The sequence below is a fragment of the Pseudolactococcus yaeyamensis genome (assembly GCF_054658615.1).
In genome coordinates this window covers 49,597-73,233 of the sequence record NZ_BAAGGP010000003.1, presented here as the reverse complement: position 1 = coordinate 73,233, position 23,637 = coordinate 49,597, and the positions used below count along the sequence as shown (strand labels likewise).

Below are 23,637 nucleotides of genomic sequence, written 5' to 3'. Positions count from 1 at the left end.
GAAAATGAAAAACGTTACAAAGTCTTATGACGGTAAAAAATCGGTAATAGAAAAATTTTCTTTTGATTTTTCTGAAGGGACAATATATAGTATTTTTGGAGAAAATGGCTCGGGAAAAACAACGCTACTTAATATTTTAAGTGGGTATCTAAATTTTGAAGAGGGTAATATTGAGGGAAATGATGACGTGCTTTTAATAACGGAAGATGTTATACCTTTTGACTATATTACAGGATTGGAATTTGTACATTTAACTTTACGCCATAAGAAAAAAATAGTTTCAGATGAGGTGGTTAATTTTTACTTGCAAGAATTTGGGATGTTAGAATTTAAGGATGATTATTTAGATAGTTATTCTTCAGGTATGAAATATAAAATCCTAATGATTTTAACTTTTATTATAAAACCGAAAGTTCTTCTTTTAGACGAACCTTTCTCTGAGCTAGACATTATAACTGTCGAAAGAGTAAATCAAGAACTTCAAAGAATGAAAGAAAGTAGCTTGATAATTTTTTCTACTCATATATCTAGTCTTGCTTTTCAGATTAGTGATAAAATTCTTTTTTTAACATCTAAAAAGTTTTTAACATTTGATAATCAATTTTCCAATGTTGAAATGCTAGAACAAAAAATTCAAGAAGTTATGACTAAAAAAATCCAAGATAGTTATGAAGTTATTGACAATCATCAATAATTAACAGAATATATCGAATTTTCAAATTTAATCCCAGACAAATGATAACATTTATGTTAAAATAATACCATTATTTAATTTATAACAGGAGAACAAAATGAACAAACAAACGAAAAGAATCATTGCTATCGTTATCATCTTACTAGGTATCCTATCAATCATTGCGACATCGCTTAATCTTCAGGTGACGCTAGGTGATCCGGAGGCGTTTTTGGCAGGTGAAGTGGGCTTACCAGTTCCGGACGTTGTGAATCGGGGATTATTTGTCGTTCAGGCGATTTGTTTGGTTTATCTGATATTTGCAGAGAATTTCAAGAAAACAAATCTGTTTTGGATTATTCTGTCACCGCTAGGGTGCATCGTTCTTGGCACGCGTCAACTTTTAAGATTAAATAAAGCGACCTTGATTGAGGACTGAGCATGAAAAAATTCTACCAAAAACATCCCTTAGTCGTTATTTTAACTAGCATTATCGCCACAATTATCATTGGGATTGTGGTTTTGTCTGCGCTTTTATTACCCAAGCTAAAGACTAGCAAGCAGGCAGATTATGAGCTTTATACTGTCAAAGCTCAGGCTGACAATATTTTCAAGGGCAATGTGACGGCAAAAACGTCGACTGATTATCGAGAAGATATGTCGCTTGGCGAATTGTCACAAGTCAATGTGACGGATGGGCAGGAAGTGAAGGCTGGCGATGTTTTATTGACATATACTAAGTCATCTGACGATTTATCAAGCCAAGAATTTGCAATCAAAAGTGCTGAGAATGATTTGGCAAATGCCCAGGCAGATGTGGTGGAAGCAGAGAAAAAGGACGCGAAGTTACGTACGGACTTCAATAAAGCCAAAGATGAGGGAGAAAGGCAGAACATCAATGCTCAGCTTGAGGCTAATAACGAGACTTGGAAAGCAGCGCTGCGCTCGGTAACAGCTGCTACACTTGCGCGCGACCAAGCACAAGCAACTTTAGCAAGTCAAAAGGATAAGCAAACTGCCACGGTGACGTCTAAAACAGATGGTATTGTGATTATGGGGACGAAGTCTGAGACGTCGCCTTTACTGAGTGTTGTGAGTCGGGAGACACTGGTCAATGGTAAGACATCGGAATATGATTACGACAAGCTCAAGGTGAACGATGTGGTAAGTGTTGAGACGGTTGATTTGTCGAAAAAAGTGACGGGTAAAATCTCTTATATTTCTCCAGTTCCAGATAAAGCAACGTCTGAAACATCATCTAGTCAATACAATTTTAAGGTTGTTTTAGATGAGCCATTACAAAACGGCTATACGGTTCAGATTCATCGTCCAAATGAAACACTTTATATTCCTAAAACATCCGTGAAAAATGGTAAAGTTTACATGAAACGTGGTGGGAAATTTAGTAAAGTTGCAGTCGAAACTAAGGAGTCGGGTAGTCGCTTGCAAGTCATATCTGGTTTAAATTCGGGCGATAAAATTATCGAGGAGGCAGCAGCTTATGTTGATACGCCTTGAAAATATCACAAAAACTTATGAGCTTGCCAAACAAGAAGTTACTGTTTTAAACAATGTCTCTCTCAATATTTTTGAGGGTGATTTTGTTGGTATTATGGGGCGAAGTGGTTCTGGAAAGTCGACTTTGGTTAATCTGATTGGTTTTTTGGACAAGAAATTTAAAGGGACTTACTATTTTGAAGATAAGTTAGTTGAGCAGTATACAGACGATGACTTATCTAAAATCAGAAATGAAAATGTTGGCTTTGTTTTTCAAAATTTTGGCTTGATTGAAAATATGACAGTTGGGCAAAATGTTGAATTGCCTTTATTATACGCTGGTATTTCTAATCAGGAAAAAACACGTCTTGTAGCGGAGAGTTTGGAAAAAGTGGGCTTGGCTGACTTTGTAGGTCAGTCTGTTAAACTTTTATCGGGTGGTCAAAGGCAACGGGTGGCTATTGCGCGTGCCATTGTCAATTCTCCTAAATTTATCATTGCAGATGAGCCAACGGGTGCGCTTGATAGCAAAACATCTGTTGATATTATGCAGTTGTTTACAGATTTGAATACGACTAGTGGTGTGACGATTATTTTGGTGACACATGATCCCAATTTGATGGCATATTGTAATCGTGAAATTAGAGTGTCTGATGGCGAGGTGGTCCTATGAACTTGCGTGCCGTTATCAAAAATGCTTATCAAGCCCTTCGTCAAAATACCAGACGCAGTATTTTAACGATGCTTGGTATTGTCATTGGTATTGCCAGTGTCATCACGATTTTATCGTTAGGACGTGGGTTTGAAACTTACACGGTAAAAAATCTGACTGCTACAAATGAAAAAAATGTAGCGGTCGATGTTGTTTTTTCGCCGTCGGATTATGAACAGTTTGAATCAAATAAAATGCGCTACTTTTCTGATGAAGACTTGAAATTTATAGGTCAGATTGAGGGCGTAGAGAAGGTTGCCTATGTCAAAGCTGACGACAAGTTTTTACGTATAGATTTACAGGTAGCAGATAAAAAAATCAGTAAGAATTTAGGCTTTGTAGCTGGTGGTAAAGATGCTGTCGAGGTGGGGCGCACGATTAGTCGTGATGATATTGAAACGCATCAAAAGGTCGCAATGATCAGTCGTGATACGGCAAAAGATGTCAATCCAGATGTGAATAAGGTATTAGGTACAGGGATTGACATAAAAGGTGAGCTTTATCAAATTGTTGGCATCTATAAAGGAGGGACGGCTAATTTGTTTGATATGACCCCTGATGTCAAGATTCCCAAGACAACCTACCAGTACTATACGAATAGCGAAGGGAATCCCACGCAAATAAAAGTTACAATTGCTAATGATTATAAACCCAGTAAGGTTGCGCAGAAAGTGATTAAAAAACTGGAAAAAGTAGGCATCAGTCGTAATTTTGGTGAGTATTCAACTTTTGATATGAGTTCTCTGACAGACGGTATTGGTAAAGTATTGAAGATGTTGACCTTCTTTATCTCAGGAATAGCGGGCATTTCACTCTTCATTGCAGGTGTTGGCGTTATGAATATGATGTATACATCAGTTTCTGAACGTGTCAAAGAAATTGGCGTTCGCCGAAGTGTTGGCGCTAAAAGACGTGACATTCGAAATCAATTTTTGGTTGAAGGCTTGATGCTAACAATGTCAGCTGGTGTGATTGGTTATATCATCGGTTATTTGGTTGCGCTTGTCATATCAATCTTCTTGCCATTTAAAGTATCTCCAGATTTATTTACAATTTCCCTAACTTTAGTCATAACGATTGCCATTGGTCTGGTCTTTTCAATCACCCCAGCCAACATGGCAGCGCGAAAAGATTTGGTGGAGATTTTGAGATAACATTACAAAAAATAGGTCATTTGACTTATTTTTTTGTGGTTAATAAGTCGAAAATAGGGCAATCTATTGGCTGAATAGGATGAAATAATCAAATATTAGGCAAATGCTTGACATCCTATATATAGTATGTTAAGGTCTTAAATCTTTATATAAGACACAATATATTGTGATTCCGTGTTTACAAATTACCCAATGAGTGGTAGAATATATTTAAAATCACTTTAGAAATGAGATGTACGTTATGATGGTTTGGGAAAAAACAGAGGTAGTCGACAATACGATGGAAGTTGTTAAGCGTGATGGTCGCCATTTAAATTTTGAGCCGGAAAAAATTTATGATGCCTTGAGAAAAGCCTCTGATGAAGTTTTTCCGATGTCACCGGTTCAAGAAGTGAAATTGGAACACTTGACGGACAAAATCGTTGCGACAATTTTTGACCGTTTTGATGATAATATCAAAATTTATGAAATTCAAAATATCGTCGAGCACGTTTTGTTGGATGCTAATGAGTACAAATTAGCAGAAGTCTATATTAATTATCGGACAAAACGCGATTTTGAGCGCTCGCAAGCGACAGATATCAACTTCACGATTGACAAATTGATTAATAAAGAACAGTCTGTTGTCAATGAAAATGCCAACAAAGACAGTGATGTCTTCAATACGCAACGTGACTTGACGGCAGGTATCGTTGGCAAATCGATTGGTCTGAAAATGCTACCGGCGCACGTTGCAAATGCCCACCAAAAAGGCGACATCCATTTCCATGATTTGGATTATCAGCCCTATGCACCGATGACCAACTGTTGTCTGGTTGATGTCAAAGGGATGCTTCGCGATGGCTTCAAACTTGGCAATGCCGTCATCGACAGCCCTAAGTCAATTCAAACAGCAGCAGCACAAATCTCGCAAATCATTGCCAATGTGGCCTCAAGCCAATATGGTGGTACATCTGTCAACCGCATCGACGAAGTGTTGGCGCCTTATGCTGAGCTGAATTTTGCCAAGCACATGAAGGACGCCGAAGAGTGGGTAGCAGCTGAAAAACGCGAAGCCTATGCGCGTGCAAAAACGGCCAAAGATATCTATGATGCCATGCAAAGTCTGGAGTACGAGATCAATACCTTGTTCACGTCCAATGGTCAAACACCATTTACAACCTTTGGTTTCGGCCTAGGTGAGGATTGGTATGCGCGTGAAATACAGAAAGCTATTCTTCAAAACCGCATTAAAGGTCTGGGTAAAGAAGGGCGTACAGCCATCTTCCCTAAACTCGTTTTCACCATTAAACGTGGTTTGAATTTGAATGCTGAAGACCCCAATTATGACATTAAAGAATTAGCAGCCGAATGTGCGACAAAACGCATGTATCCAGACATTGTCAGCTACGATAAAATCGTTGAACTAACTGGCTCATTCAAAGCACCAATGGGGTGCCGCAGTTTCTTGCAAGGTTGGCAAGACGAAAACGGTCAAGATGTCGTGGATGGTCGGATGAACTTAGGCGTTGTGACGCTTAATTTACCACGTATTGCCCTTGAATCTAAAGGGGATAAAGATAAATTCTGGCAAATTTTCTTTGAGCGGATGGCAGTTATGAAAGATGCGCTGGTTTACCGTGTGGAACGCGTAAAAGAAGCAACGCCTGCCAATGCGCCAATCCTTTATGAAAATGGTGCTTTTGGTAAACGCCTGAGCAAGACAGACTCTGTCAATGAGTTATTCAAACATCGTCGTGCAACGATTTCTGCAGGCTATATCGGTCTGTACGAAGTCGCAACTGTTTTTTACGGTGGCGAATGGGAATCTAACCCTGAAGCTAAGGCCTTCACGCTCGATATTTTGCGTGAAATGAAAAAAGCGGCGGGCGAGTGGTCTGACGAATATGATTACCATTTCTCAATCTATTCAACGCCATCTGAAAGTTTGACTGACCGTTTCTGTCGCCTAGATACAGAAAAATTCGGTGAGATTAAAGACATTACCGATAAAGAATACTATACCAATTCATTTCATTATGATGTCCGTAAAAATCCAACACCGTTTGAGAAATTAGACTTTGAAAAAGACTATCCAGTCTATGCCAGTGGCGGTTTCATTCACTATTGTGAATATCCAGTACTTCAACAAAATCCAAAAGCCTTGGAGGCTGTTTGGGATTACGCCTATGACCGTGTTGGCTATCTTGGTACAAATACACCGATTGACCACTGTTACGAATGTCACTTTGAAGGCGACTTCACACCAACTGAACGAGGGTTTCAATGTCCAAATTGTGGCAATAGCGACCCTAAAACAGTTGATGTTGTTAAACGGACCTGTGGCTATCTCGGTAACCCACAAGCGCGCCCAATGGTCAACGGCCGTCACAAAGAAATTTCATCACGCGTCAAACACATGAACGGCTCAGTCGGTCATTTGTCAAACGGAGATGATTTGGAAAGCGTTGCGATTGATGCAGCTAAGTCGCCATTCTTTCAAAAATAAAATTTAAAAACGGCAAAATGCCGTTTTTTGTTGTTAAAATAGATTAAAAATGATATAATTGCTAAAAATGACGATAATGGGGGTTTGATAGAGGATATGTCTTATAAAGAATTGAAAATAACCAAATATAACGATTATCACGGATATAATGATGATTATATTAAAAGATTTGATGGATATGCAACTTTAAAGACGAATCTTAAGCCTTATTTAATGCATCATAAAACATTATCGGAAACAAACTTACCTATGTTTGTCGTTAATTTACCTGAGATTAGTTTATTATCAGAAAAAATCATTGCAAATTCGCGCGAAATCGATAAGATTTCCTCTAAACTACCGGGTGTTGCTAGGCATCAATTTTACAACGAAAAGTTATCTCTTGCCATTCAGAGTACAGATGAAATTGAAGGTATCAAAACGACCCGCGAGGAGATTAATTCAGCTAAAAAAGCTGTCTTAAAAAATGCTACAAAAAAGGTAAGGCTACAATCAACGGTTAAGTTATATCAAGACATCATCGAAAATAAATCACTACATATTACAACTTTTGAAGATGTCAGAAGTATATATGATGAATTGACAGAAGGAGAGATAGATAAGAAAAATCTACCAGATGGCAGTTTTTTCAGGAATGAAGAAGTTTTTATTACTGATGAAAGAAGTGGTGATACAGTTCATAATCCTCCTATGACTGGGAAAGCAGTTAGTGATATGATGTCAGAATGGCTGCTATTTATCAACAATAGCAAGGGGCCATTTTTAATAAAAGCGTTAATTGGACATTACTTTTTTGAAAATGTTCACCCTTTTTATGATGGCAATGGTCGAATTGGTCGCTATATTTTATCAAAATATTTATCAAGAAAGCTTGATATTTACACGGGATTAGGCGTCTCTCAATTTTTAAACGAGAATAGGAGAGCCTATTATAAGGCATTTGCTATTACGGGTGAGGCTGATAATAAGGCAGAAGGCACATTTTTTGTCTTGGCTTTACTTAACATTATTTATGAGGGACAACAAAATCTCATAGACGATTTAAAATTTAAAAAAGTCCAATTATCGTCAGCTATTCAAAAAATTGAGCTTGATACAACCTTATCAGAAGTTGAAAGAACTGTTTTAGTGTTACTAGCACAATCTAAATTATTTACAGAGTCTATTGAAGATAAACTGGAAGATAGGGACATCATTGCGATGGCAAAAGAGACCTCCCATAGCCAAAATGCTGTTCAAAAAGCGATAAAAGAACTAGAGGAACAAGGCAAAATAGATTTATTGCAAAAGAGACCCTTGATTCACGATATTTCAAATGCGTATATTTAAAGTTCAAAATGAAGAAAAGCCGACAAGTTCGGCTTTTTTTGGTATAATGTTGTCATGCAGAAAATTCTGGAAATAAAAAATGTAACATATCAATATGAGGAATCAAGCGACATTTACGCCGTAAATAGCGTGTCTTTTGAGGTACTTCGTGGCGAGTGGGTGTCGATTATTGGGCGCAATGGTTCTGGTAAGTCGACAACGGCACGTTTAATAGATGGTCTGATGGCAGTAGCCTCAGGCGAAATTATCATCGATGGGCAAACTTTAACGGAAGAAAATGTTTGGGCATTACGCCAAAAAATCGGCATGGTTTTCCAAAATCCAGACAATCAATTTGTCGGCTCAACCGTTGAGGACGATGTTGCTTTTGGCATGGAAAATCATGGCGTCCCACGAGAGGAAATGCTGACACGGGTGCAGGCTGCACTAGAACGTGTCAATATGGCAGACTTCAAAACGAAGGAACCTGCTCGTCTGTCTGGTGGTCAAAAACAACGGGTTGCTATCGCAGGGATCGTTGCTTTGCGTCCTGACATCATTATCCTAGATGAGGCGACATCTATGCTAGATCCAAAGGGGCGACTAGAAATCATCCGAGTCGTCAGAGAAATCAAGGAACAGTATGGTTTGACTGTCATTTCGATTACGCATGATTTAGATGAGGCGAGCCTTTCTGATAAAATTATCGTCATGAAGGATGGGAAGATTGAACAGATTGCGACACCGGATGCGCTGTTTTTGAATGACAATTTAGTTGATATTGGTCTGGATGTGCCTTTTTCAGCCAATGTCGCAAGGGATTTGCGCCAAAATGGATTGCAGATTCCCGAAAAATATTATACAGAAAGTGAGTTGGCTGACTTCTTATGGCAATCTCTTTTGACAAAGTAACTTATACCTACCAGCCCAACACACCTTTTGAAAGTCGTGCCTTGTTTGATATTGACCTAGAGGTGGCAGATGGGAGTTTCACAGCACTTGTGGGGCATACAGGTTCTGGAAAATCCACCTTATTACAACATTTAAATGCCTTGTTGCTTCCGACTTCAGGAACTGTCGCAGTCGATGAGACGGTGATTAAGCCTACAAGTAAAGCGAAAGAAATTAAACCGGTTCGTCAAAAAGTTGGGGTTGTTTTTCAGTTTCCTGAGACGCAGTTATTTGACGAAACAGTTTTAAAAGACGTTGCTTTTGGCCCGCAAAACTTTGGCGTTTCTAAAGAAGAGGCGCAAGCTATTGCGCGTGAGAAATTAAATCTTGTCGGCATTTCGGATGAACTCTTTGAGCGCTCACCATTTGAGCTTTCTGGTGGTCAGATGCGCCGTGTGGCGATTGCCGGTATCCTAGCGATGAACCCAAGCGTCCTTGTTTTGGATGAACCGACTGCAGGTCTTGACCCTAAAGCGCGGATTGACATGATGCGCTTGTTTGAAACGATTCATGCCTCTGGTGTGACGACGATTTTGGTGACCCATCTCATGGATGACGTGGCTGATTATGCTGATACCATGTTTGTGTTGGAAAAAGGTCGCATCGTCAAATCAGGCAAACCACAAGATTTGTTTCAGGATGTTGACTTTATGAGCGCCCATCAACTCGGTGTGCCGAAGGCGACACGCTTTGCGCTACTCTTGCGAGAACGCGGTCAGTACTTTGAACACTTACCGATTACACGTGCGGCGCTGATTGAGATGATTACGGAGGCGGCAAATCATGGATAAACTGATTATTGGTCGCTACATTCCCGGGTATTCAATCATTCATCGTCTGGATCCACGCAGTAAACTGCTCGCGATGTTTACCTTTGTCTTCATCATCTTTCTGGCAAATGATGCTATCGGCTATGGTATTCTGACGGTCTTTACCTTTCTTGGTGTCGCCTTGAGCCGAATTAAACTATCCTATTTCCTCAAAGGCTTGCGCCCCATGCTAGGTTTGATTTTGTTTACGGTCATTTTCCAAATGCTCTTCACAACAGGTGGAGAAGTCCTTTTTCAAATCTGGTTTTTGAAAATCACGTCTTACTCGCTGCAAAATGCTTTTTTCATCTTCATGCGGTTTGTCTTGATTATCTTCATGTCAACGCTGTTGACGCTGACGACGCCACCTCTGACTTTGGCTGATGGGATTGAAACGGGACTTGCACCCTTGAAAAAAATCAAGGTGCCTGTTCATGAAATTGGGCTCATGTTATCGATTTCTTTACGCTTCATTCCGACCTTAATGGATGACACCACGATGATTATGAATGCTCAAAAATCACGGGGCATGGATTTTGGTGAAGGCAACTTGGTTCAAAAAGTCAAATCGGTCATTCCGATTTTGATTCCGCTGTTCGTCTCAAGTTTTAGACGGGCAGATGATTTAGCCATTGCCATGGAAAGTCGTGGCTATCAAGGGGGAGAAGGGCGCAGTAAATACCGTGTCCTCAAATGGCAGGGTTCTGATACCCTGCTCTTGCTCAGTTTGCTTATCGTTGCGGCTATTCTGGTCGCATGGAACATGATGAAATAAAGCGTATCACACACTTATAATCGAGTTTCGGCTCCTTGGTGTTAGGAAAATAGATAAAAGTACGCACGAACGTTGTTCGTTTACGTCTTTTCCTAATTCACTCCTGCGATTACTCGTCGCGGAAAAGAATTCTACACACCAAAGCAGTCGCCTCAACATCTTAACTAAGGGAGAAAACAATGACGAACAAAATGACAGCACAAGAAATTATCCAATTTATCGGTAACGCTGAGAAAAAAACAGCGGTAAAAGTGACCTTTGAGGGAGAATTGGCGGGTGCTATGCCTGCATCGGTCATCCAACTGGGTAATGTTTTGTTTGGTGACTGGGCGGAAATTGCGCCGCTTTTGGTTGATTTGACTGAAAATAAAGATTATGTCGTTGAACAAGATGGTCGTAACTCGGCTGTGCCTTTGCTTGATAAGCGTGAAATCAATGCACGGATTGAGCCGGGTGCTGTGATTCGTGATCAGGTCGAAATTGGCGACAATGCCGTGATTATGATGGGTGCGGTAATCAATATCGGCGCTGAAATCGGTGCGGGGACGATGATTGATATGGGTGCGATTTTAGGTGGTCGTGCGATTGTCGGTGAAAATTCGCATATTGGTGCGGGTGCTGTTCTTGCGGGCGTGATTGAGCCTGCTAGTGCTGAACCCGTGCGTGTAGGGGATAACGTCTTAGTCGGCGCTAATGCAGTGATTATTGAAGGCGTTCAAGTCGGCAATGGTTCTGTTGTTGCAGCGGGTGCTATCGTCACGCAAGATGTGCCTGAAAATGTTGTCGTGGCGGGTGTTCCTGCGCGCGTGATTAAAAAAATTGATGAGAAAACGAAACAAAAAACAGCGCTTGAAGATGCACTGAGAACTTTGTAATATGGATAAGGATAAAGATAGCAAGCTCTATCTTCAAATCACTGCTGTCATTTGGGGGATTGGCTTAGTTTTGTTGTTAGTAGGTCTGATTTTTAGAATATCAACCTTATGGGTGGGTGTACTAGGCTTGGCTGGTCTAAGTCTGATTTTTGCCTTGCTTTATGCAACTGTACAAACATTGCGACATAAGGGAAAATTTGGGAAAAACTTGGTAAAAGGCTTAGCAATGGTGAGTGCTGAATTACCATTCAGTTTTTAGTGGGTGAAAAGATGTTAGATTTAATCAAAATTCGCAGGGAGCTCCATCAAATTCCCGAAATTGGTTTGGAAGAATTTGAAACACATGCCTATCTCATGGCACAAATCCGTGAGTTGACTGCGGACAAATCCTTCGTTGACATCAAAACTTGGCAGACAGGGATTGTCGTTAAGCTCAATGGTTTCGCCCCTGACAAAACGATTGCTTGGCGGACAGATATTGACGGTTTACCAATTATTGAAGATACGGGACTGACTTTCACCTCGCGCCATGAAGGTCGGATGCACGCTTGCGGTCATGATATGCACATGACTTTAGCACTTGGTGTTTTGGAAGCTATGCTTGCAACCCAACCCAAAAACAATCTGATTTTCCTTTTTCAACCAGCTGAAGAAAATGAAGCGGGTGGTATGCTCATGTATGAAGCTGGTGTATTTGATGGCGACTGGTTACCAGATGAATTTTATGGTCTTCATGTTAGACCGGACCTCAAAGTCGGTGATATTGCGACCAATACACATACCCTATTTGCCGGAACTTGCGAAGTTAGGATTCACTTCAAGGGAACAGGCGGTCACGCTGCCTTTCCGCACCAAGCCAATGATGCGCTAGTTGCAGCCAGTTATTTCATCACACAAGTTCAGACCATTGTCAGCCGTAATGTTGACCCGATTGAAGGGGCAGTGGTAACTTTTGGTAGCCTTCATGCTGGCACAACGAATAATGTGATTGCAGAGACAGCTTTTCTTCATGGGACGATTCGGACCTTAACTCAGGAAATGAATCAGCTAACACAAAAAAGAATCAGAGCCATTGCAGAAGGTATTGCCCTGAGCTTTGGTCTGGCAGTTGACATTGAGCTGAAGCAAGGCGGCTATCTACCAGTCGAAAATAATCCTGAGTTGGCGCAGGGCTTAATGACTTTCTTTGATGCGCGAGACGGCGTGAATTTGATTGATATTGAGCCAGCCATGACAGGAGAGGATTTTGGTTATATCTTATCCAAAATACCAGGCGTCATGTTCTGGTTAGGAATTGAAACGCCTTATGCGCTACACCATCCTAAAATGTTGCCTGATGAAGGGGCACTTGCCTTTGGGGTAGAACAGATTTCAGCGTTTTTGAAAACGAAAGCAGAGTAATATGGAAAACCACCCAAGTCACATGACCTGAGTGGTTTTTCTATCTATTGATGACAGGTCGCAAACCCTATCAAACAATTTCAAGTGTCTCCTCTAAATCATCAGTTTCATCAATTTCCCCATCACTGCGATGACGCAAATCCTTGGTAATCTTAAAATAGCTAGGCACGAGGATAATGACACTGCCAATCCAAGCAGCAGGACTTGAAAAGAGGACACCAATCAGGCCGACGGTGACGAGGCTCAGCACGGAAACCCCAGCCCGCATGACAAGCTCTGCTATGCCTGCTAATGTCGGTACTAGACTATTGCCATAGCCTTGAATGAATCCACGAACAATGAAGAGAATGGCTAAAATCCAATAAAAGATGCCATTGACCAAGTAATACTCGAAAGCGAGGTGGATGATTTTGGTTTCGCTACGGCTGATGAAGAGACCGGAGAAGAACTTGTTAAAGGTGATGAGGATGGCGGCAAAGACGACACCCCAAATCACATCAACAATGACAGCATGTTTGAGTCCGATGAGCATGCGCTTGTACTGGCGCGCGCCGAAGTTTTGCGCGGTAAAGGTTGTTACGGCAAGCCCAAGGCTTATCATGGGCAACATGGCGAGCTGATCAATCTGTCGACCAATTGCTTGCATGGCGACAGCATCCGTTCCCATCTTATTCAGTACAATCTGCAAGGTTAAGCTACCTAGCGCAATAATACTGGATTGAAAGCCCATGGGATAGCCTAATGCAGCATGACGAGCAATCTCCTTTTGATCAAGTTTGAAGTGACTTCTATGGATATGAAGAATCGGAACTTTTAGCTTGATGTAGAGCATTAGGAAAATGACTGAGAAAGCCTGAGCGATAATGGTCGCAATTCCAGCGCCAAAAACACCGGCATCAAGTCCGAGAATGAAAACAAACTCTAAAATGACATTGAGTATAGTTGAAATAATCAGGGCAATCAAAGGTGTCCGTGAATCACCAATAGCTCGCAAGGTATTGGACAAGTAGTTAAATAGAACAGTGAAAACCATCCCGCCGAAGATGGCTTTGAGAAAATCATGTGCATCACGGATTAGAACTTTCGGTGTTTGCATGACTTCAAGTAAAGGTCTGGCAAGGCAAAAAGCGATGACGGTAAGGACGATAGCGGTTAGCAGAGTCAAAAAGAGACCAACAACAAAAGAACTTTTAACGCCATCTTCGTCGTCAGCCCCGAAGCGCTGGGAGATGATGATGGAAAAGCCACTAGTAATCCCAATCGCAAATCCCATAATCAAGAAATTCAGGGCGCTCGTCGCCCCAACGGCGGCAAAAGCATCCTTGCCAAGGGTTTGTCCAACGATAATGGCGTCAATAAAGTTATAAAAAAGTTGGAATAAATTTCCCAGAAGTAGCGGTAATGTGAAGAGCAAGATGACTTTTATCGGCTTGCCTTTGGTTAAATCTATCATGATAAGTTGTGTGACAAGTACATTTCGTGAGCTCAAAATGTAGTGTCAGGTCACCCTCTCTATTTGATGTGTTTTCTTGCCACGAAAAGTGTGGGTTTGAAATCGTTTTCTAGTTAGTAGCTATATTCTAACACAAAAAGACGATTTCGCAAGAAATCGTCTCATGTTATAAGCAACTAAAAATTATTTAGTTACGTTTACAGCTTGCAAACCGCGAGCGCCATCTTCAACGTCGTAGTTGACTGCTTGACCTTCTTCAAGTGTTTTGAAACCGTCAGTTTGAATCGCTGAGAAATGTACGAAAACATCTTTTCCGTCTTGACCAGTGATGAAACCAAAACCTTTTTCAGCGTTAAACCATTTAACTGTACCTTGTGCCATTTTGAATCTCCTTCGCCCATTGTGGGCTTTTTAATTTTGTGTAATTCTGAAACTGCTTAGAAAGGATGAAACAAAATGAAACAAACTTTTTAAATCGTATACAAACTACCTCTTTATGGTATCATAAAAGATATGAAAAAGAAAGCGGAAATTCGTAAAAAAATGAAATTGGCTTTAAAAATGTTTGATTCTTTTGACAAACAGCAGCAAACTCAGGCGATTATCGCCCAATTTCTGGCTTCAGACCTTTATCAGCAAGCACAAACAATTGCAACTTTCATGCCCATGCCTTTTGAATTTGACCTGACACGGCTGCTGTCAGATACGACCAAACGGCTTGTCATTCCGAAAACTTTGCCTCAGCGACAGATGATTTTTACAGATTATGATGAAAATGCGCTTTTTCTCACGCCTTTTGGTGTTAGAGAGAGCAAGTCTGATATAGACGTCACCCCAGACTTAATCATCGTGCCGGGCTTGGCGTGGACAGCAGACGGCTATCGTGTCGGCTATGGTGGTGGGTACTATGACCGCTATCTAGCTGATTTTACAGGTCAAACCGCCAGTTTCGTTTACGATTTTCAACTCCTATCTACGATAGAAAAAGACAAATTTGATATCCCAGTCAGACACATTTTTAAGGTATAATAAAACGTATGAATAATTTAAAAAAAGAATTTCGTCGCTACCCGACAACTTATAGTTTAGCCACCATCACCCTCGGTGTCTGGCTATCTCAGTTTTTAGCTAACGGGGCGCAAGCGACAGAACCGATGAACCTCTTTCATTTCGGTGCCTTGTTTGGCCCAGATATTATTGCGCATCCCAGCCATATTTGGCGGCTTGTAACGCCTATTTTTGTTCATATTGGTTGGGAGCATTTTTTGCTCAATGTTTTTTCACTGATTTTTATCGGTCGGCAGATTGAAGATATCTTTGGCAGTCGGCGTTTTTTGACCATCTATCTCCTATCCGGTATCTATGGTAATATCCTAACTTTCTTCATCAAAACAGAAACGCTATCTGCTGGCGCTTCAACCTCTCTTTTTGGCATCTTTGGCGCTATGGCCATGCTAGGCTATCTTGCTAAAAATCCATCGTTTCAGGCAGTTGGTAAACAATTTGCCGTACTAATCTTTGCCAATCTTGTGATAAATGTGTTCCAGCCGAGTGTCGGTATCTTTGGGCACATCGGAGGTGCACTTGGTGGTGTGCTGTTGGCTGCGCCCTTTGCACCGAAAATCTTGCAGGCTAAGATTTCGGAGACTCAGAAGGTTACATTTTTTAGCATCTATCTTGTTTCAGCGGTGCTAATGGTGGTGCTTACGATGATGGGGTAAGCTGAACGTTATAAAATGACGACATGCGCCTTAGGGGGCTGTCGTTTTTTACTTTTTATATCCAGCTAGTGGCGCTTGAAAATTTTCTTTGTGAATAAAATAATTAATGATTTTATTTGTAAAACGCTTGCAAGGATAGAAATTTAATGCTATCATATTGGTATAGACCATTGGAAGCGATTCCCTTTTTTGGTCGAGACACAATGTTATTTTTTATTTAGTAAATGCTACTTTTTAGTTAGGATATCAGTTTGATTGAATTGACCGTTAAGTAACATTAAAACTATATAAAATGTGTCGAAATTTTGTTGGCTATCTGTCATGGTAGATGAGAATAGATATCTTAACCCTACACTATCAAGCATTCAACTCGTTTTTTGTGCGTTTTATAACTATATGCTTTTAATGAGGTAAACGCTTGCAAATCATTAGATTACATGGTAATATAATGAAGTAGGTGATTTGTATGCGATTTCAAGTATCATGACAAGTTATCCGCGGATTTATTTATTGAGGAAGTCAAACAACAGAAAGGAGAAACATGGACGACGCACAAATGGCGGTTATTATGCCCTTGATTATGTATGGAGGCGAAGCGAAATCTTCAGCTGTCGAAGCAATTCGTGCAGCTAAAGAAGGCGACTTTGAAAAAGCTGACGAACGTATCGAAGCAGCAAGCAAAGCAATCGTAGAAGCACACCATGGCCAAACGGAATTATTGACTAAGGCTGCAAATGGTGAAGATGTACCGGTATCTATCTACATGGTACACGCTCAAGACCATTTGATGACAGGTATCGCATTCGTTGACCTTGCAAAAGAAATCATCGAATTGTACAAAGTTGTTAAAGGTTAATTAAACATCTGCTTTGAATTTTTAAAAGATTTTTTAGGAATAAGACCTCTTTTTAGGTTCAAGGTGAACTCAGTTATTAAAAAAGGAGACTTTTTATGAATGCAATTACTGCTTGGATGGAAAAATATTTCGTCCCATTTGCAGCAAAAATTGGTGGACAAAAACACCTCGTTGCTTTGCGTGATGCCTTTATTGGTACTTTGCCAGCAACAATGGCCGGTGCGATTGCGGTCATGCTTAATGCGATTGTCCGTGATATGCCTGCTAAATTTATTTCAGGTTATGATGGTAGCACAATCCCAGTTGTGAAACAAATTATTGCCGTTAATGGTTTTATGTGGAATGGTACGCTTGCAGTTGTTGGTATTATTTTCGCCTTTTCATGGGGGTACAATCTCGCTAAAGCCTACAATGTTAATGAATTAGCCGGTGGGATTGTCTCACTAGCAGCCCTTCTTCAAGGTGTTGGCTTCTCATTCTCAACTTCAGCGACTATGAAATTACCAGCAGCAGCAGCTAAAATTATCAATGAAGGTTCCGCTGATACAGGGATTTCATACGCTGGTGGCGCCCTAAACGTTGGTGGCTGGGGTTGGTTAAAACTCGGTCAATTAGATGGTAATGCTTACTTTGTTATCATGGTAGTGGGCGCTTTGGCGACAATCATCTACGCTAAGTTGATGATTAAAGATGTGACAATCAAAATGCCTGATAGTGTGCCACCAGCAGTTGCGAAAGCTTTTACAGCGATTATCCCTGCTGCCGTTGCCCTTTATGTGACAGCAATTCTTTACTATGTCTTTAGCTTAACGCTTGGTAAAAATGGCGAAGTTTTGATTACTTGGGTACAAAAAACAATTGCTGATCCGTTCTTGCACATTGGTCAAAGTTTAGGTGCAATCCTCCTAGTTACTTTCCTAGTTTCATTGATGTGGCTCTTTGGTCTTCATGGTACAAACGTTATGGCACCAGCTCTCGAAGGGATTTGGGGTGTTGGTCTACTTAAAAATACAAACGTTTATGACAAATTAGGTATGCAAGGCGTTAAAGATGCCATTAAAGCAGATAACGGCGACGCTTACATGTGGGTACGTGGTTCATTTGATTCCTACGCATGGTTTGGTGGTGTCGGTGGGACGATTACACTCTTGATTGTTATCTTTGCCTTCTCGAAACGTGCTGATTACCGTATGGTTGCCAAACTTGGTATTGCACCGGCTATCTTTAACATTAATGAACCAGTTATGTTTGGTTTACCAATTGTGTTAAATCCAATCTTCTTTATCCCATTCCTTTTGTCACCACTTGCTGGTGTTACGATTGGTTGGTTGGCGACAGACCTACACTTGGTTGACCCAGTTGTTGTGGCAACGCCGTGGGTTATTCCGCCGTTCTTGTACAGCTTGATGTCAACTGCTTATGACTGGCGTGCGCCGATTGTCACTCTGGTATGTTTCTTAGCAGCCGTTGCGATTTGGACACCATTCGTAATTGCAGCAAATGCGATGGAAGAAAAATAATTTTTCTTGAGCTGATGCTCAAAAAAGACGGCGAAAGTCGTCTTTTTCCGTTAAAAATGATAAAATAGTAATAGATTGACAAAAAAGAAAGAGGTATCACATGATCGTCGTAAATATGGCAATGAAACAAGATGATGTTATCGCAATTTTAGAGGAAAATGGCTATAAGTTTGTGGAGAAAAAAGGCATTCGTCTCTTTTTTGAAACAGATGGTAACTTAGATGAAAATGTAAGAGAAATCAAAACACTTATCAAGGCACAACCGTGGGGCACAGCCTTGTATTTCAACGTAGAGGTAGCGAAATAATGTTGCAAAAATGGGGCTGGGGTTTTATTAGCTTAGCATTATTAATTTTTATCACAACGCTTCAAGGTCAAGGTAAATTTTTAATTGTTAGTATTCTTTTATTTGTTCTGGGTATTGGCATGATAGTTGTAGGTGCTAAGCATGATAAAGTAGATGAAAATGGAGAATCTAAATAATGGAGATTATCAGAACCTTAAAGGTACCGCGCCAATTCATTTTTGAAAAAGTGATTGAATCTGGTCTATATGATATCGAAAAAAATACTGGAAAGCATCCTAAAGTTTCTAGTTTGACTGGCTTTGAATATAAGAAAAAATTCGGAGCTAAGCAAAATCAAGCAGGAAAAATTAAGATTGACGAAGTGACAGAGCCCTCAGTCTATGCGTTCACAACGAAAACGATTAGAAATACGTTTACGACACGTTGGGAATTGCATAAGATTGATGATACGACGACGGAAGTTGTCATTTCAGAAACTCTGGCATCACACGGTTTCTTCCAAAATCTGAATGATATGATGATGCAAATCGGTCTGGGCTGGCTTAAAAAACGCCAGATGAAAGCCATCCTAGACAATATTTCTGCAGCCTATAACGGAAAATAATCTATATAGTTTATTTGAGAATGTATTGATCGTAAACAGGTGGAAAAGTCGACTACTAGTTGACTTTTTCTGTAAATAACTATATACTTTATATATAAAGTATAAAGAGGTTGAACAACATGGAACATCAAAAATTAGCAGCTTTTCCAAGTGATTTTCTTTGGGGGAGCGCATCAGCTGCCTACCAAATTGAAGGCGCTTATGACGAAGATGGCAAAGGCTTGTCAGTCTGGGATAACTTTGTCCGAATTCCCGGCAAAACATTTAAGGGCACCAATGGTGATGTCGCAGTTGATCATTACCATCGTTACCAAGAAGATGTAAAACTCATGGCTGAGATGGGCATGAAAGCCTACCGCTTCTCAATCGCATGGACACGTATTTTCCCAAACGGCACAAGTGAAGTGAATGCAGCTGGTTTAAAATTCTACAGCGATTTAATTGATGATTTGCTGGCAAATGGGATTGAACCCTTGGTAACAATTTATCATTGGGATTTACCACAAGCCCTTCAAGACGCCTATGGTGGCTGGGAATCACGTCAAATCATTCCAGATTTCGTGAACTATGCAGAGACTTTGTTCAAAGCCTATGGTGATCGTGTCAAATATTGGGTGTCTCTCAATGAACAAAATATCTTCACGCACATGGGGTGGCAAATTGCCACGCACCCACCGGGTAAAAAAGATCCGAAACTCTTTTATCAAGTCAATCACCATGCCAACCTTGTCAATGCTGCAGTTATTAACAAATTCCATGAAATGGGGATTGATGGCAAAATCGGCCCTTCATTTGCCTACACACCACAGTATGCGATTGACTCTAATCCACTGAACATCTTGGCAGCTGAAAATGCTGAAGAGTTAGGGGCACACTTTTGGATGGATGTCTATGTTTATGGCGAATATCCAATCGTTGCCTTGAACTACTTGAAAGAAAGAGGTCTCGCCCCAACTTTTGAACCTGGTGATGCTGAGTTGCTTAAATCTGCCAAACCAGATTTCATGGGTCTCAACTTCTATCAAACAGCGACCAATGCTTGGAATCCAATCGAGGGTGGTGTTGAAAACAAAGACAGCTATCAAATGAACACGACAGGTAAAAAAGGTACTTCTCAAGATTCAGGTATCCCCGGCTTACAAAAAACAGTCAAAAATCCATTCGTTGAAACAACAAATTGGGATTGGACGATTGACCCAGTTGGCTTGCGCATCGCCTTGCGTCGCATTGCCTCACGTTACCGCTTGCCAGTCCTCATCACGGAAAACGGCTTGGGCGAATACGACAAACTTGAAGACGGTCAAATTCACGATGATTATCGCATCGATTTTTTGAAAAAACACGTTCTAGCCATCAAAGAAGCGATTTCTGATGGTGTTGATGTCATCGGCTACACAACTTGGAGCTACACAGACTTGCTCAGCTGGCTCAATGGCTATCAAAAACGCTATGGTTTCGTCTATGTTGACCAAGACGAAACGATGGCAGGAACACTCAAACGCATTCCGAAAGATTCTTACTACTGGTATAAAGACGTTATCGCGAGCAATGGCGATGATGAAACTTTGTTGACATAAAACTTGAGAGAGTTCTGGTGATCAGAGCTCTTTTCTTGTATCACCTTATTTAGAGTATCTAAATTCAGAAGCACAATAATTTGCCTCATTTTTAAGGGATGATAATGTGGTTTATAGCGTTAAAAAATGAAATCAAAACGCTTTCTTTTTAGCATATAATATGTTATAAATAAAGTGGGACAGTTAAAAAGGAGGGGGATGCCGAAGGGGATTGATAGTCGTTGCAAGCGATGCGTTATAGCTAAAGTATAGGCTATGTAAATGTTTGCAACGGAAATAACTTGGGGAAGTTATAGGGTCAGAGAAAGAATTGAGCGATCGTTTTTAGGAATCGTCTACTTTTAACAAAATAAAGGGGGAAAGATGATGGTTAAACAACTAAAAAAATCAATCGGAAAATTAAAACAACTGTGGCGTCACTATTTTCAGGTGAACTATTGGCAATGTGTTCAGTTGTTTGAAGATATATTTAGATACCTTCGCCGCTTGCTACAAAATTTTCTCTACAGCATGCTAAGGTTGGAACTTATTAGAAGGGGGGAGTTTTTTATGGTGGAAAAAAGCGCACAACAAAAATCAAAAACATCGCATTTCAAAGTTTGGAAATTTGGCAAACGCTGGTTTTACAGTGCTATAATCTTAACTAGCTTGTTTGCAGTTGGCATTGGGCCAAGTTTTATATCAACGACTAGTTTTGGACAGGCTGTTGCAAGTGCGGCAACGGTTAAAACAGGTACAACGATTTTGGTTAACTCCTACTATATGGGTGGGTCTCAATATCTTTATATTTGGGATCAGGATGCAAGTTCGATTGTAGGTCAGATGACCTATGCGGGGAATGGATATTATGCTTATACCTTCTCAGGAACTGTTCCCAATAACATCACACTAGCTTTGAGTGATACTGATGGTCAAACAGGTTCAACTTGGCCTAGTAATTGGGTTAATATGCCAGTCGCAGATGGGGCTGGGAATATTACAGGACTTTCTTCAGCTTATCATTTTGTAACGGTCAATGGTTTAAGCGTTCAAAAAGAGGCTGCGCCAACGCTTGCTGCAGTATCAGGAATGATAGATGGTGTGTCAGGGACGAGCTATGATTTATCAGCTCAGTCTCAGCCTGCTTATGCAACAAATTATGAGACAACAGCGTTGAAAAAAGAAGGGAATTTGACTTACAGTGTGACAGATCCTAATGGTGTCGCTGTCACGATGGCAGGTGCAATATTTGTGCCGAAGTCTGCAGGTGTGTATATCGTGACCTATACTCAAAGTTATAGGGATATAGCCGAGCGTATTTATGAGGTGCAAACAACGCAAACGTTGACCGTCAATAATCGAATTGTGAGGCCTGTTAATAGCCCAAATATGACTTTGGGTATCTCGACTGATTTGTCAGCGACTGCAATGGGGGTCACTGACTCAGATAGTAGCTTGATACCGATGATTACTTCGGTCACACTCAATGGTCAACCTATTAGTCCTGATAACAATAGTTTGACTCATTACACATTCAACACATCTGGTACTTACAGCATCACTTATTCTGATATAACAGGCGCATTTGGAACAATCACAGGTAATGTGATAGCGCCGATAGCAAGGACAACTGTTGCGCATCAAGCAAACAACTGCGACACTTTGGCACATGATGGTGCGATTTCGCTTGACGGTAATGTTGGCGACAGCGTCGAAATTCCAGCAATTAAGCAAGTGACAGGGAATAATAAAACAGGCTATACACTAGATAAAATCACGTTCAATGGTGGCATTGTTCAAGCTGGTGATAAGGTCACCTTGAAGGAAAACAATGCTCTGATTTATCACTACACTAAAAATCCAGTCAATACGGAAATTAGTGAGACAAAAAATGTGGATGTCCACGGTAAGCCATTGACCGATACGATTGGCTACGAACAAGTTTCGAGCAGTGTTGCACCAGCAGTCGTTAAAATCACTAATCAATATGGCGATACAACAACGACAATTACGACGACCAATGTTTGGCGTCTTAAAGACAGTCTTGCTGTCCCAGTAAAAGAGTTGACAAATCCTAATACGCAGCAAGCCAAAGCTGGAATAGAGGCATCAAAAAAATTTCCTAATGCGGGGGAAGATTCGGATGTAAAATTATTAGGTTCAGGATTGACGCTCGTCGCTCTGTTGATAGGTGTTCTGGGAGGAAAAATGCTTAAAGAACGTAAGAAAGACCTTTAATTTGTTGTCATTCTAGTTCAATAGATTTTGCTGTCCCCTAGTATATAGACCTTCCAAGATTAGGAGGGTCTTTTTTGACGGCAACTTATTCTAGCTAGAAGTCTCTGATAAGTTGCTATAAAGCATTATCATCTAGTTCAGATAGTTAAAAAAAACGGTAAGTATTTCTTGTCCGAAGGAGATGTGCGACAATAAAAGTGTAGAAAAGGTATCGTAGCGTTACTAAAGTCAGAGAGCTGTCCGTGGTAAAAACAAGAGGGACAAGATGTTCTTCTGATTTGAGCAATGCGTTGGTGTTGATAGGCTGACGAACTACTATAGCCACACCATTAAACAGTTTTGAAAGAGGTGATGCCAATGACAGATGAGGATTGTTGCGCGAAGACCAAGTTGATGACTCAAAAATGATGCCCAATAACAAGCAATAAAATCAAACCTAACGATTAAGAAGCCCAAAGTTGCTTATACCGTGCAAACTAGCGCATCACAGCAGAAATAAGAAACGCTCTCAAGCCTAGTCGTTAAAGAAAGGATGTTGCTAACATAAATTTGCTACATCTGAAGCAGTAACATCATTGATGAGTAAATTTGGTTTTAAACTCTAAACACCGGAAAAAGCGATTTTGAACGCTTTTTTTTGGAGGGTTAACTGTCTGAGTTAAAACTAGTTTTGTAATCCGTAATTTTAGCAGAATCTATAAGTTTCTAGAATAGAAATCGGTCACAGGTCTATTTTTTT

The 23,637-nt window shown here is 40.5% G+C and carries 24 protein-coding genes; 22 read left to right on the top strand and 2 right to left on the bottom strand.

The annotated features are described in order from the left end of the window. Nucleotides 1-4: 4 nt before the first annotated feature. The 13 genes from ACYQ21_RS01435 (at nucleotide 5) to ACYQ21_RS01375 (ending at nucleotide 12,643) form a co-directional block, all read left to right on the top strand. The gene (locus tag ACYQ21_RS01435; RefSeq protein WP_460054373.1) at nucleotides 5-694 is read left to right on the top strand and encodes an ATP-binding cassette domain-containing protein; all 690 of its coding nucleotides are present in this window, start codon (nucleotides 5-7) and stop codon (nucleotides 692-694) included. A gap of 97 nt (nucleotides 695-791) precedes the next feature. Then, a complete protein-coding gene (locus ACYQ21_RS01430; RefSeq protein WP_460054371.1) occupies nucleotides 792-1,112 on the top strand; it encodes a hypothetical protein in 321 nt (106 codons plus the stop codon). 2 nt (nucleotides 1,113-1,114) lie between these two features. Beyond that, a complete protein-coding gene (locus tag ACYQ21_RS01425) occupies nucleotides 1,115-2,191 on the top strand; it encodes an efflux RND transporter periplasmic adaptor subunit (protein WP_460054369.1) in 1,077 nt (358 codons plus the stop codon). After that, nucleotides 2,175-2,843 (top strand): ABC transporter ATP-binding protein, encoded by a 669-nt coding sequence (locus tag ACYQ21_RS01420; RefSeq protein WP_390888308.1) that lies wholly within the window; start codon nucleotides 2,175-2,177, stop codon nucleotides 2,841-2,843. The genes ACYQ21_RS01425 and ACYQ21_RS01420 overlap by 17 nt, the downstream gene beginning before the upstream one ends. After that, complete coding sequence (locus tag ACYQ21_RS01415) at nucleotides 2,840-4,036, top strand: ABC transporter permease (RefSeq protein ID WP_460054368.1); 1,197 nt, start codon at nucleotides 2,840-2,842, stop codon at nucleotides 4,034-4,036. The genes ACYQ21_RS01420 and ACYQ21_RS01415 overlap by 4 nt, the downstream gene beginning before the upstream one ends. A gap of 241 nt (nucleotides 4,037-4,277) precedes the next feature. After that, a complete protein-coding gene (gene nrdD, locus ACYQ21_RS01410; RefSeq protein ID WP_460054366.1) occupies nucleotides 4,278-6,524 on the top strand; it encodes an anaerobic ribonucleoside-triphosphate reductase in 2,247 nt (748 codons plus the stop codon). Between the two features lie 96 nt (nucleotides 6,525-6,620). Next, the gene (locus ACYQ21_RS01405; RefSeq protein ID WP_460054363.1) at nucleotides 6,621-7,853 is read left to right on the top strand and encodes a Fic family protein; all 1,233 of its coding nucleotides are present in this window, start codon (nucleotides 6,621-6,623) and stop codon (nucleotides 7,851-7,853) included. Nucleotides 7,854-7,907: 54 nt separating this feature from the next. Further along, complete coding sequence (locus ACYQ21_RS01400) at nucleotides 7,908-8,744, top strand: energy-coupling factor ABC transporter ATP-binding protein (RefSeq protein WP_460054361.1); 837 nt, start codon at nucleotides 7,908-7,910, stop codon at nucleotides 8,742-8,744. Next, nucleotides 8,720-9,574 (top strand): energy-coupling factor transporter ATPase, encoded by an 855-nt coding sequence (locus ACYQ21_RS01395; protein WP_460054360.1) that lies wholly within the window; start codon nucleotides 8,720-8,722, stop codon nucleotides 9,572-9,574. Before ACYQ21_RS01400 ends, ACYQ21_RS01395 begins: the two co-directional genes overlap by 25 nt. Next, nucleotides 9,567-10,367 carry an energy-coupling factor transporter transmembrane component T family protein gene (locus ACYQ21_RS01390; RefSeq protein ID WP_460054358.1) on the top strand — a complete coding sequence of 267 codons (801 nt, stop codon included), beginning with the start codon at nucleotides 9,567-9,569 and terminating at the stop codon, nucleotides 10,365-10,367. Before ACYQ21_RS01395 ends, ACYQ21_RS01390 begins: the two co-directional genes overlap by 8 nt. Nucleotides 10,368-10,558: 191 nt before the next feature. Continuing rightward, nucleotides 10,559-11,242 carry a 2,3,4,5-tetrahydropyridine-2,6-dicarboxylate N-acetyltransferase gene (gene dapD, locus ACYQ21_RS01385; protein WP_460054408.1) on the top strand — a complete coding sequence of 228 codons (684 nt, stop codon included), beginning with the start codon at nucleotides 10,559-10,561 and terminating at the stop codon, nucleotides 11,240-11,242. A 1-nt stretch (nucleotide 11,243) separates the two neighbouring features. Then, nucleotides 11,244-11,501: a hypothetical protein gene (locus ACYQ21_RS01380; RefSeq protein ID WP_460054357.1), complete on the top strand. Its 258-nt coding sequence runs from the start codon at nucleotides 11,244-11,246 to the stop codon at nucleotides 11,499-11,501. Between the two features lie 11 nt (nucleotides 11,502-11,512). After that, the gene (locus ACYQ21_RS01375; protein ID WP_460054355.1) at nucleotides 11,513-12,643 is read left to right on the top strand and encodes an N-acetyldiaminopimelate deacetylase; all 1,131 of its coding nucleotides are present in this window, start codon (nucleotides 11,513-11,515) and stop codon (nucleotides 12,641-12,643) included. Nucleotides 12,644-12,713: 70 nt separating this feature from the next. Here the strand turns inward: ACYQ21_RS01375 and ACYQ21_RS01370 are convergent, their stop codons facing one another. Then, on the bottom strand, nucleotides 12,714-14,096 hold the full coding sequence (locus ACYQ21_RS01370) for an MATE family efflux transporter (protein ID WP_460054353.1): 1,383 nt from the start codon (nucleotides 14,094-14,096) through the stop codon (nucleotides 12,714-12,716). A gap of 183 nt (nucleotides 14,097-14,279) precedes the next feature. Next, complete coding sequence (locus tag ACYQ21_RS01365) at nucleotides 14,280-14,477, bottom strand: cold-shock protein (protein WP_003138831.1); 198 nt, start codon at nucleotides 14,475-14,477, stop codon at nucleotides 14,280-14,282. 132 nt (nucleotides 14,478-14,609) lie between these two features. Between ACYQ21_RS01365 and ACYQ21_RS01360 the strand changes: the two genes are divergently transcribed. The 9 genes from ACYQ21_RS01360 to ACYQ21_RS01320 all read left to right on the top strand — a co-directional run bounded on the left by ACYQ21_RS01360 (nucleotide 14,610) and on the right by ACYQ21_RS01320 (nucleotide 22,898). Next, entirely contained in the window at nucleotides 14,610-15,125 is a 516-nt protein-coding gene (locus ACYQ21_RS01360; protein ID WP_460054351.1) for a 5-formyltetrahydrofolate cyclo-ligase, read from the top strand. 8 nt (nucleotides 15,126-15,133) lie between these two features. Next, nucleotides 15,134-15,817 carry a rhomboid family intramembrane serine protease gene (locus tag ACYQ21_RS01355; RefSeq protein WP_460054350.1) on the top strand — a complete coding sequence of 228 codons (684 nt, stop codon included), beginning with the start codon at nucleotides 15,134-15,136 and terminating at the stop codon, nucleotides 15,815-15,817. 541 nt (nucleotides 15,818-16,358) lie between these two features. Further along, a complete protein-coding gene (locus tag ACYQ21_RS01350) occupies nucleotides 16,359-16,673 on the top strand; it encodes a PTS lactose/cellobiose transporter subunit IIA (protein WP_460054348.1) in 315 nt (104 codons plus the stop codon). A 95-nt stretch (nucleotides 16,674-16,768) separates the two neighbouring features. Then, nucleotides 16,769-18,193 (top strand): PTS sugar transporter subunit IIC, encoded by a 1,425-nt coding sequence (locus ACYQ21_RS01345; protein WP_460054346.1) that lies wholly within the window; start codon nucleotides 16,769-16,771, stop codon nucleotides 18,191-18,193. A gap of 100 nt (nucleotides 18,194-18,293) precedes the next feature. Beyond that, complete coding sequence (locus ACYQ21_RS01340; RefSeq protein ID WP_460054343.1) at nucleotides 18,294-18,500, top strand: hypothetical protein; 207 nt, start codon at nucleotides 18,294-18,296, stop codon at nucleotides 18,498-18,500. Then, nucleotides 18,500-18,676, top strand: a complete 177-nt coding sequence (locus ACYQ21_RS01335) for a hypothetical protein (protein ID WP_460054342.1) — start codon at nucleotides 18,500-18,502, stop codon at nucleotides 18,674-18,676. The genes ACYQ21_RS01340 and ACYQ21_RS01335 overlap by 1 nt, the downstream gene beginning before the upstream one ends. After that, nucleotides 18,676-19,104, top strand: a complete 429-nt coding sequence (locus tag ACYQ21_RS01330) for a DUF3284 domain-containing protein (RefSeq protein WP_460054341.1) — start codon at nucleotides 18,676-18,678, stop codon at nucleotides 19,102-19,104. Before ACYQ21_RS01335 ends, ACYQ21_RS01330 begins: the two co-directional genes overlap by 1 nt. A 119-nt stretch (nucleotides 19,105-19,223) precedes the next feature. After that, nucleotides 19,224-20,681 (top strand): glycoside hydrolase family 1 protein, encoded by a 1,458-nt coding sequence (locus tag ACYQ21_RS01325; RefSeq protein WP_460054339.1) that lies wholly within the window; start codon nucleotides 19,224-19,226, stop codon nucleotides 20,679-20,681. A 549-nt stretch (nucleotides 20,682-21,230) separates the two neighbouring features. Then, the gene (locus ACYQ21_RS01320) at nucleotides 21,231-22,898 is read left to right on the top strand and encodes a hypothetical protein (protein ID WP_460054338.1); all 1,668 of its coding nucleotides are present in this window, start codon (nucleotides 21,231-21,233) and stop codon (nucleotides 22,896-22,898) included. The last annotated feature ends 739 nt before the right edge of the window (nucleotides 22,899-23,637 follow it).

Excerpts from the sequence above, each read along its gene's own strand:
- ACYQ21_RS01435 (WP_460054373.1), top strand. The coding sequence starts at position 5 with ATGAAAAACGTTACAAAGTCTTATGACGGTAAAAAATCGGTAATAGAA.
- ACYQ21_RS01430 (WP_460054371.1), top strand. The coding sequence starts at position 792 with ATGAACAAACAAACGAAAAGAATCATTGCTATCGTTATCATCTTACTA.
- ACYQ21_RS01425 (WP_460054369.1), top strand. The coding sequence starts at position 1,115 with ATGAAAAAATTCTACCAAAAACATCCCTTAGTCGTTATTTTAACTAGC.
- ACYQ21_RS01420 (WP_390888308.1), top strand. The coding sequence starts at position 2,175 with ATGTTGATACGCCTTGAAAATATCACAAAAACTTATGAGCTTGCCAAA.
- ACYQ21_RS01415 (WP_460054368.1), top strand. The coding sequence starts at position 2,840 with ATGAACTTGCGTGCCGTTATCAAAAATGCTTATCAAGCCCTTCGTCAA.
- nrdD (WP_460054366.1), top strand. The coding sequence starts at position 4,278 with ATGATGGTTTGGGAAAAAACAGAGGTAGTCGACAATACGATGGAAGTT.
- ACYQ21_RS01405 (WP_460054363.1), top strand. The coding sequence starts at position 6,621 with ATGTCTTATAAAGAATTGAAAATAACCAAATATAACGATTATCACGGA.
- ACYQ21_RS01400 (WP_460054361.1), top strand. The coding sequence starts at position 7,908 with ATGCAGAAAATTCTGGAAATAAAAAATGTAACATATCAATATGAGGAA.
- ACYQ21_RS01395 (WP_460054360.1), top strand. The coding sequence starts at position 8,720 with ATGGCAATCTCTTTTGACAAAGTAACTTATACCTACCAGCCCAACACA.
- ACYQ21_RS01390 (WP_460054358.1), top strand. The coding sequence starts at position 9,567 with ATGGATAAACTGATTATTGGTCGCTACATTCCCGGGTATTCAATCATT.
- dapD (WP_460054408.1), top strand. The coding sequence starts at position 10,559 with ATGACAGCACAAGAAATTATCCAATTTATCGGTAACGCTGAGAAAAAA.
- ACYQ21_RS01380 (WP_460054357.1), top strand. The coding sequence starts at position 11,244 with ATGGATAAGGATAAAGATAGCAAGCTCTATCTTCAAATCACTGCTGTC.
- ACYQ21_RS01375 (WP_460054355.1), top strand. The coding sequence starts at position 11,513 with ATGTTAGATTTAATCAAAATTCGCAGGGAGCTCCATCAAATTCCCGAA.
- ACYQ21_RS01370 (WP_460054353.1), bottom strand. The coding sequence starts at position 14,096 with ATGATAGATTTAACCAAAGGCAAGCCGATAAAAGTCATCTTGCTCTTC.
- ACYQ21_RS01365 (WP_003138831.1), bottom strand. The coding sequence starts at position 14,477 with ATGGCACAAGGTACAGTTAAATGGTTTAACGCTGAAAAAGGTTTTGGT.
- ACYQ21_RS01360 (WP_460054351.1), top strand. The coding sequence starts at position 14,610 with ATGAAAAAGAAAGCGGAAATTCGTAAAAAAATGAAATTGGCTTTAAAA.
- ACYQ21_RS01355 (WP_460054350.1), top strand. The coding sequence starts at position 15,134 with ATGAATAATTTAAAAAAAGAATTTCGTCGCTACCCGACAACTTATAGT.
- ACYQ21_RS01350 (WP_460054348.1), top strand. The coding sequence starts at position 16,359 with ATGGACGACGCACAAATGGCGGTTATTATGCCCTTGATTATGTATGGA.
- ACYQ21_RS01345 (WP_460054346.1), top strand. The coding sequence starts at position 16,769 with ATGAATGCAATTACTGCTTGGATGGAAAAATATTTCGTCCCATTTGCA.
- ACYQ21_RS01340 (WP_460054343.1), top strand. The coding sequence starts at position 18,294 with ATGATCGTCGTAAATATGGCAATGAAACAAGATGATGTTATCGCAATT.
- ACYQ21_RS01335 (WP_460054342.1), top strand. The coding sequence starts at position 18,500 with ATGTTGCAAAAATGGGGCTGGGGTTTTATTAGCTTAGCATTATTAATT.
- ACYQ21_RS01330 (WP_460054341.1), top strand. The coding sequence starts at position 18,676 with ATGGAGATTATCAGAACCTTAAAGGTACCGCGCCAATTCATTTTTGAA.
- ACYQ21_RS01325 (WP_460054339.1), top strand. The coding sequence starts at position 19,224 with ATGGAACATCAAAAATTAGCAGCTTTTCCAAGTGATTTTCTTTGGGGG.
- ACYQ21_RS01320 (WP_460054338.1), top strand. The coding sequence starts at position 21,231 with ATGGTGGAAAAAAGCGCACAACAAAAATCAAAAACATCGCATTTCAAA.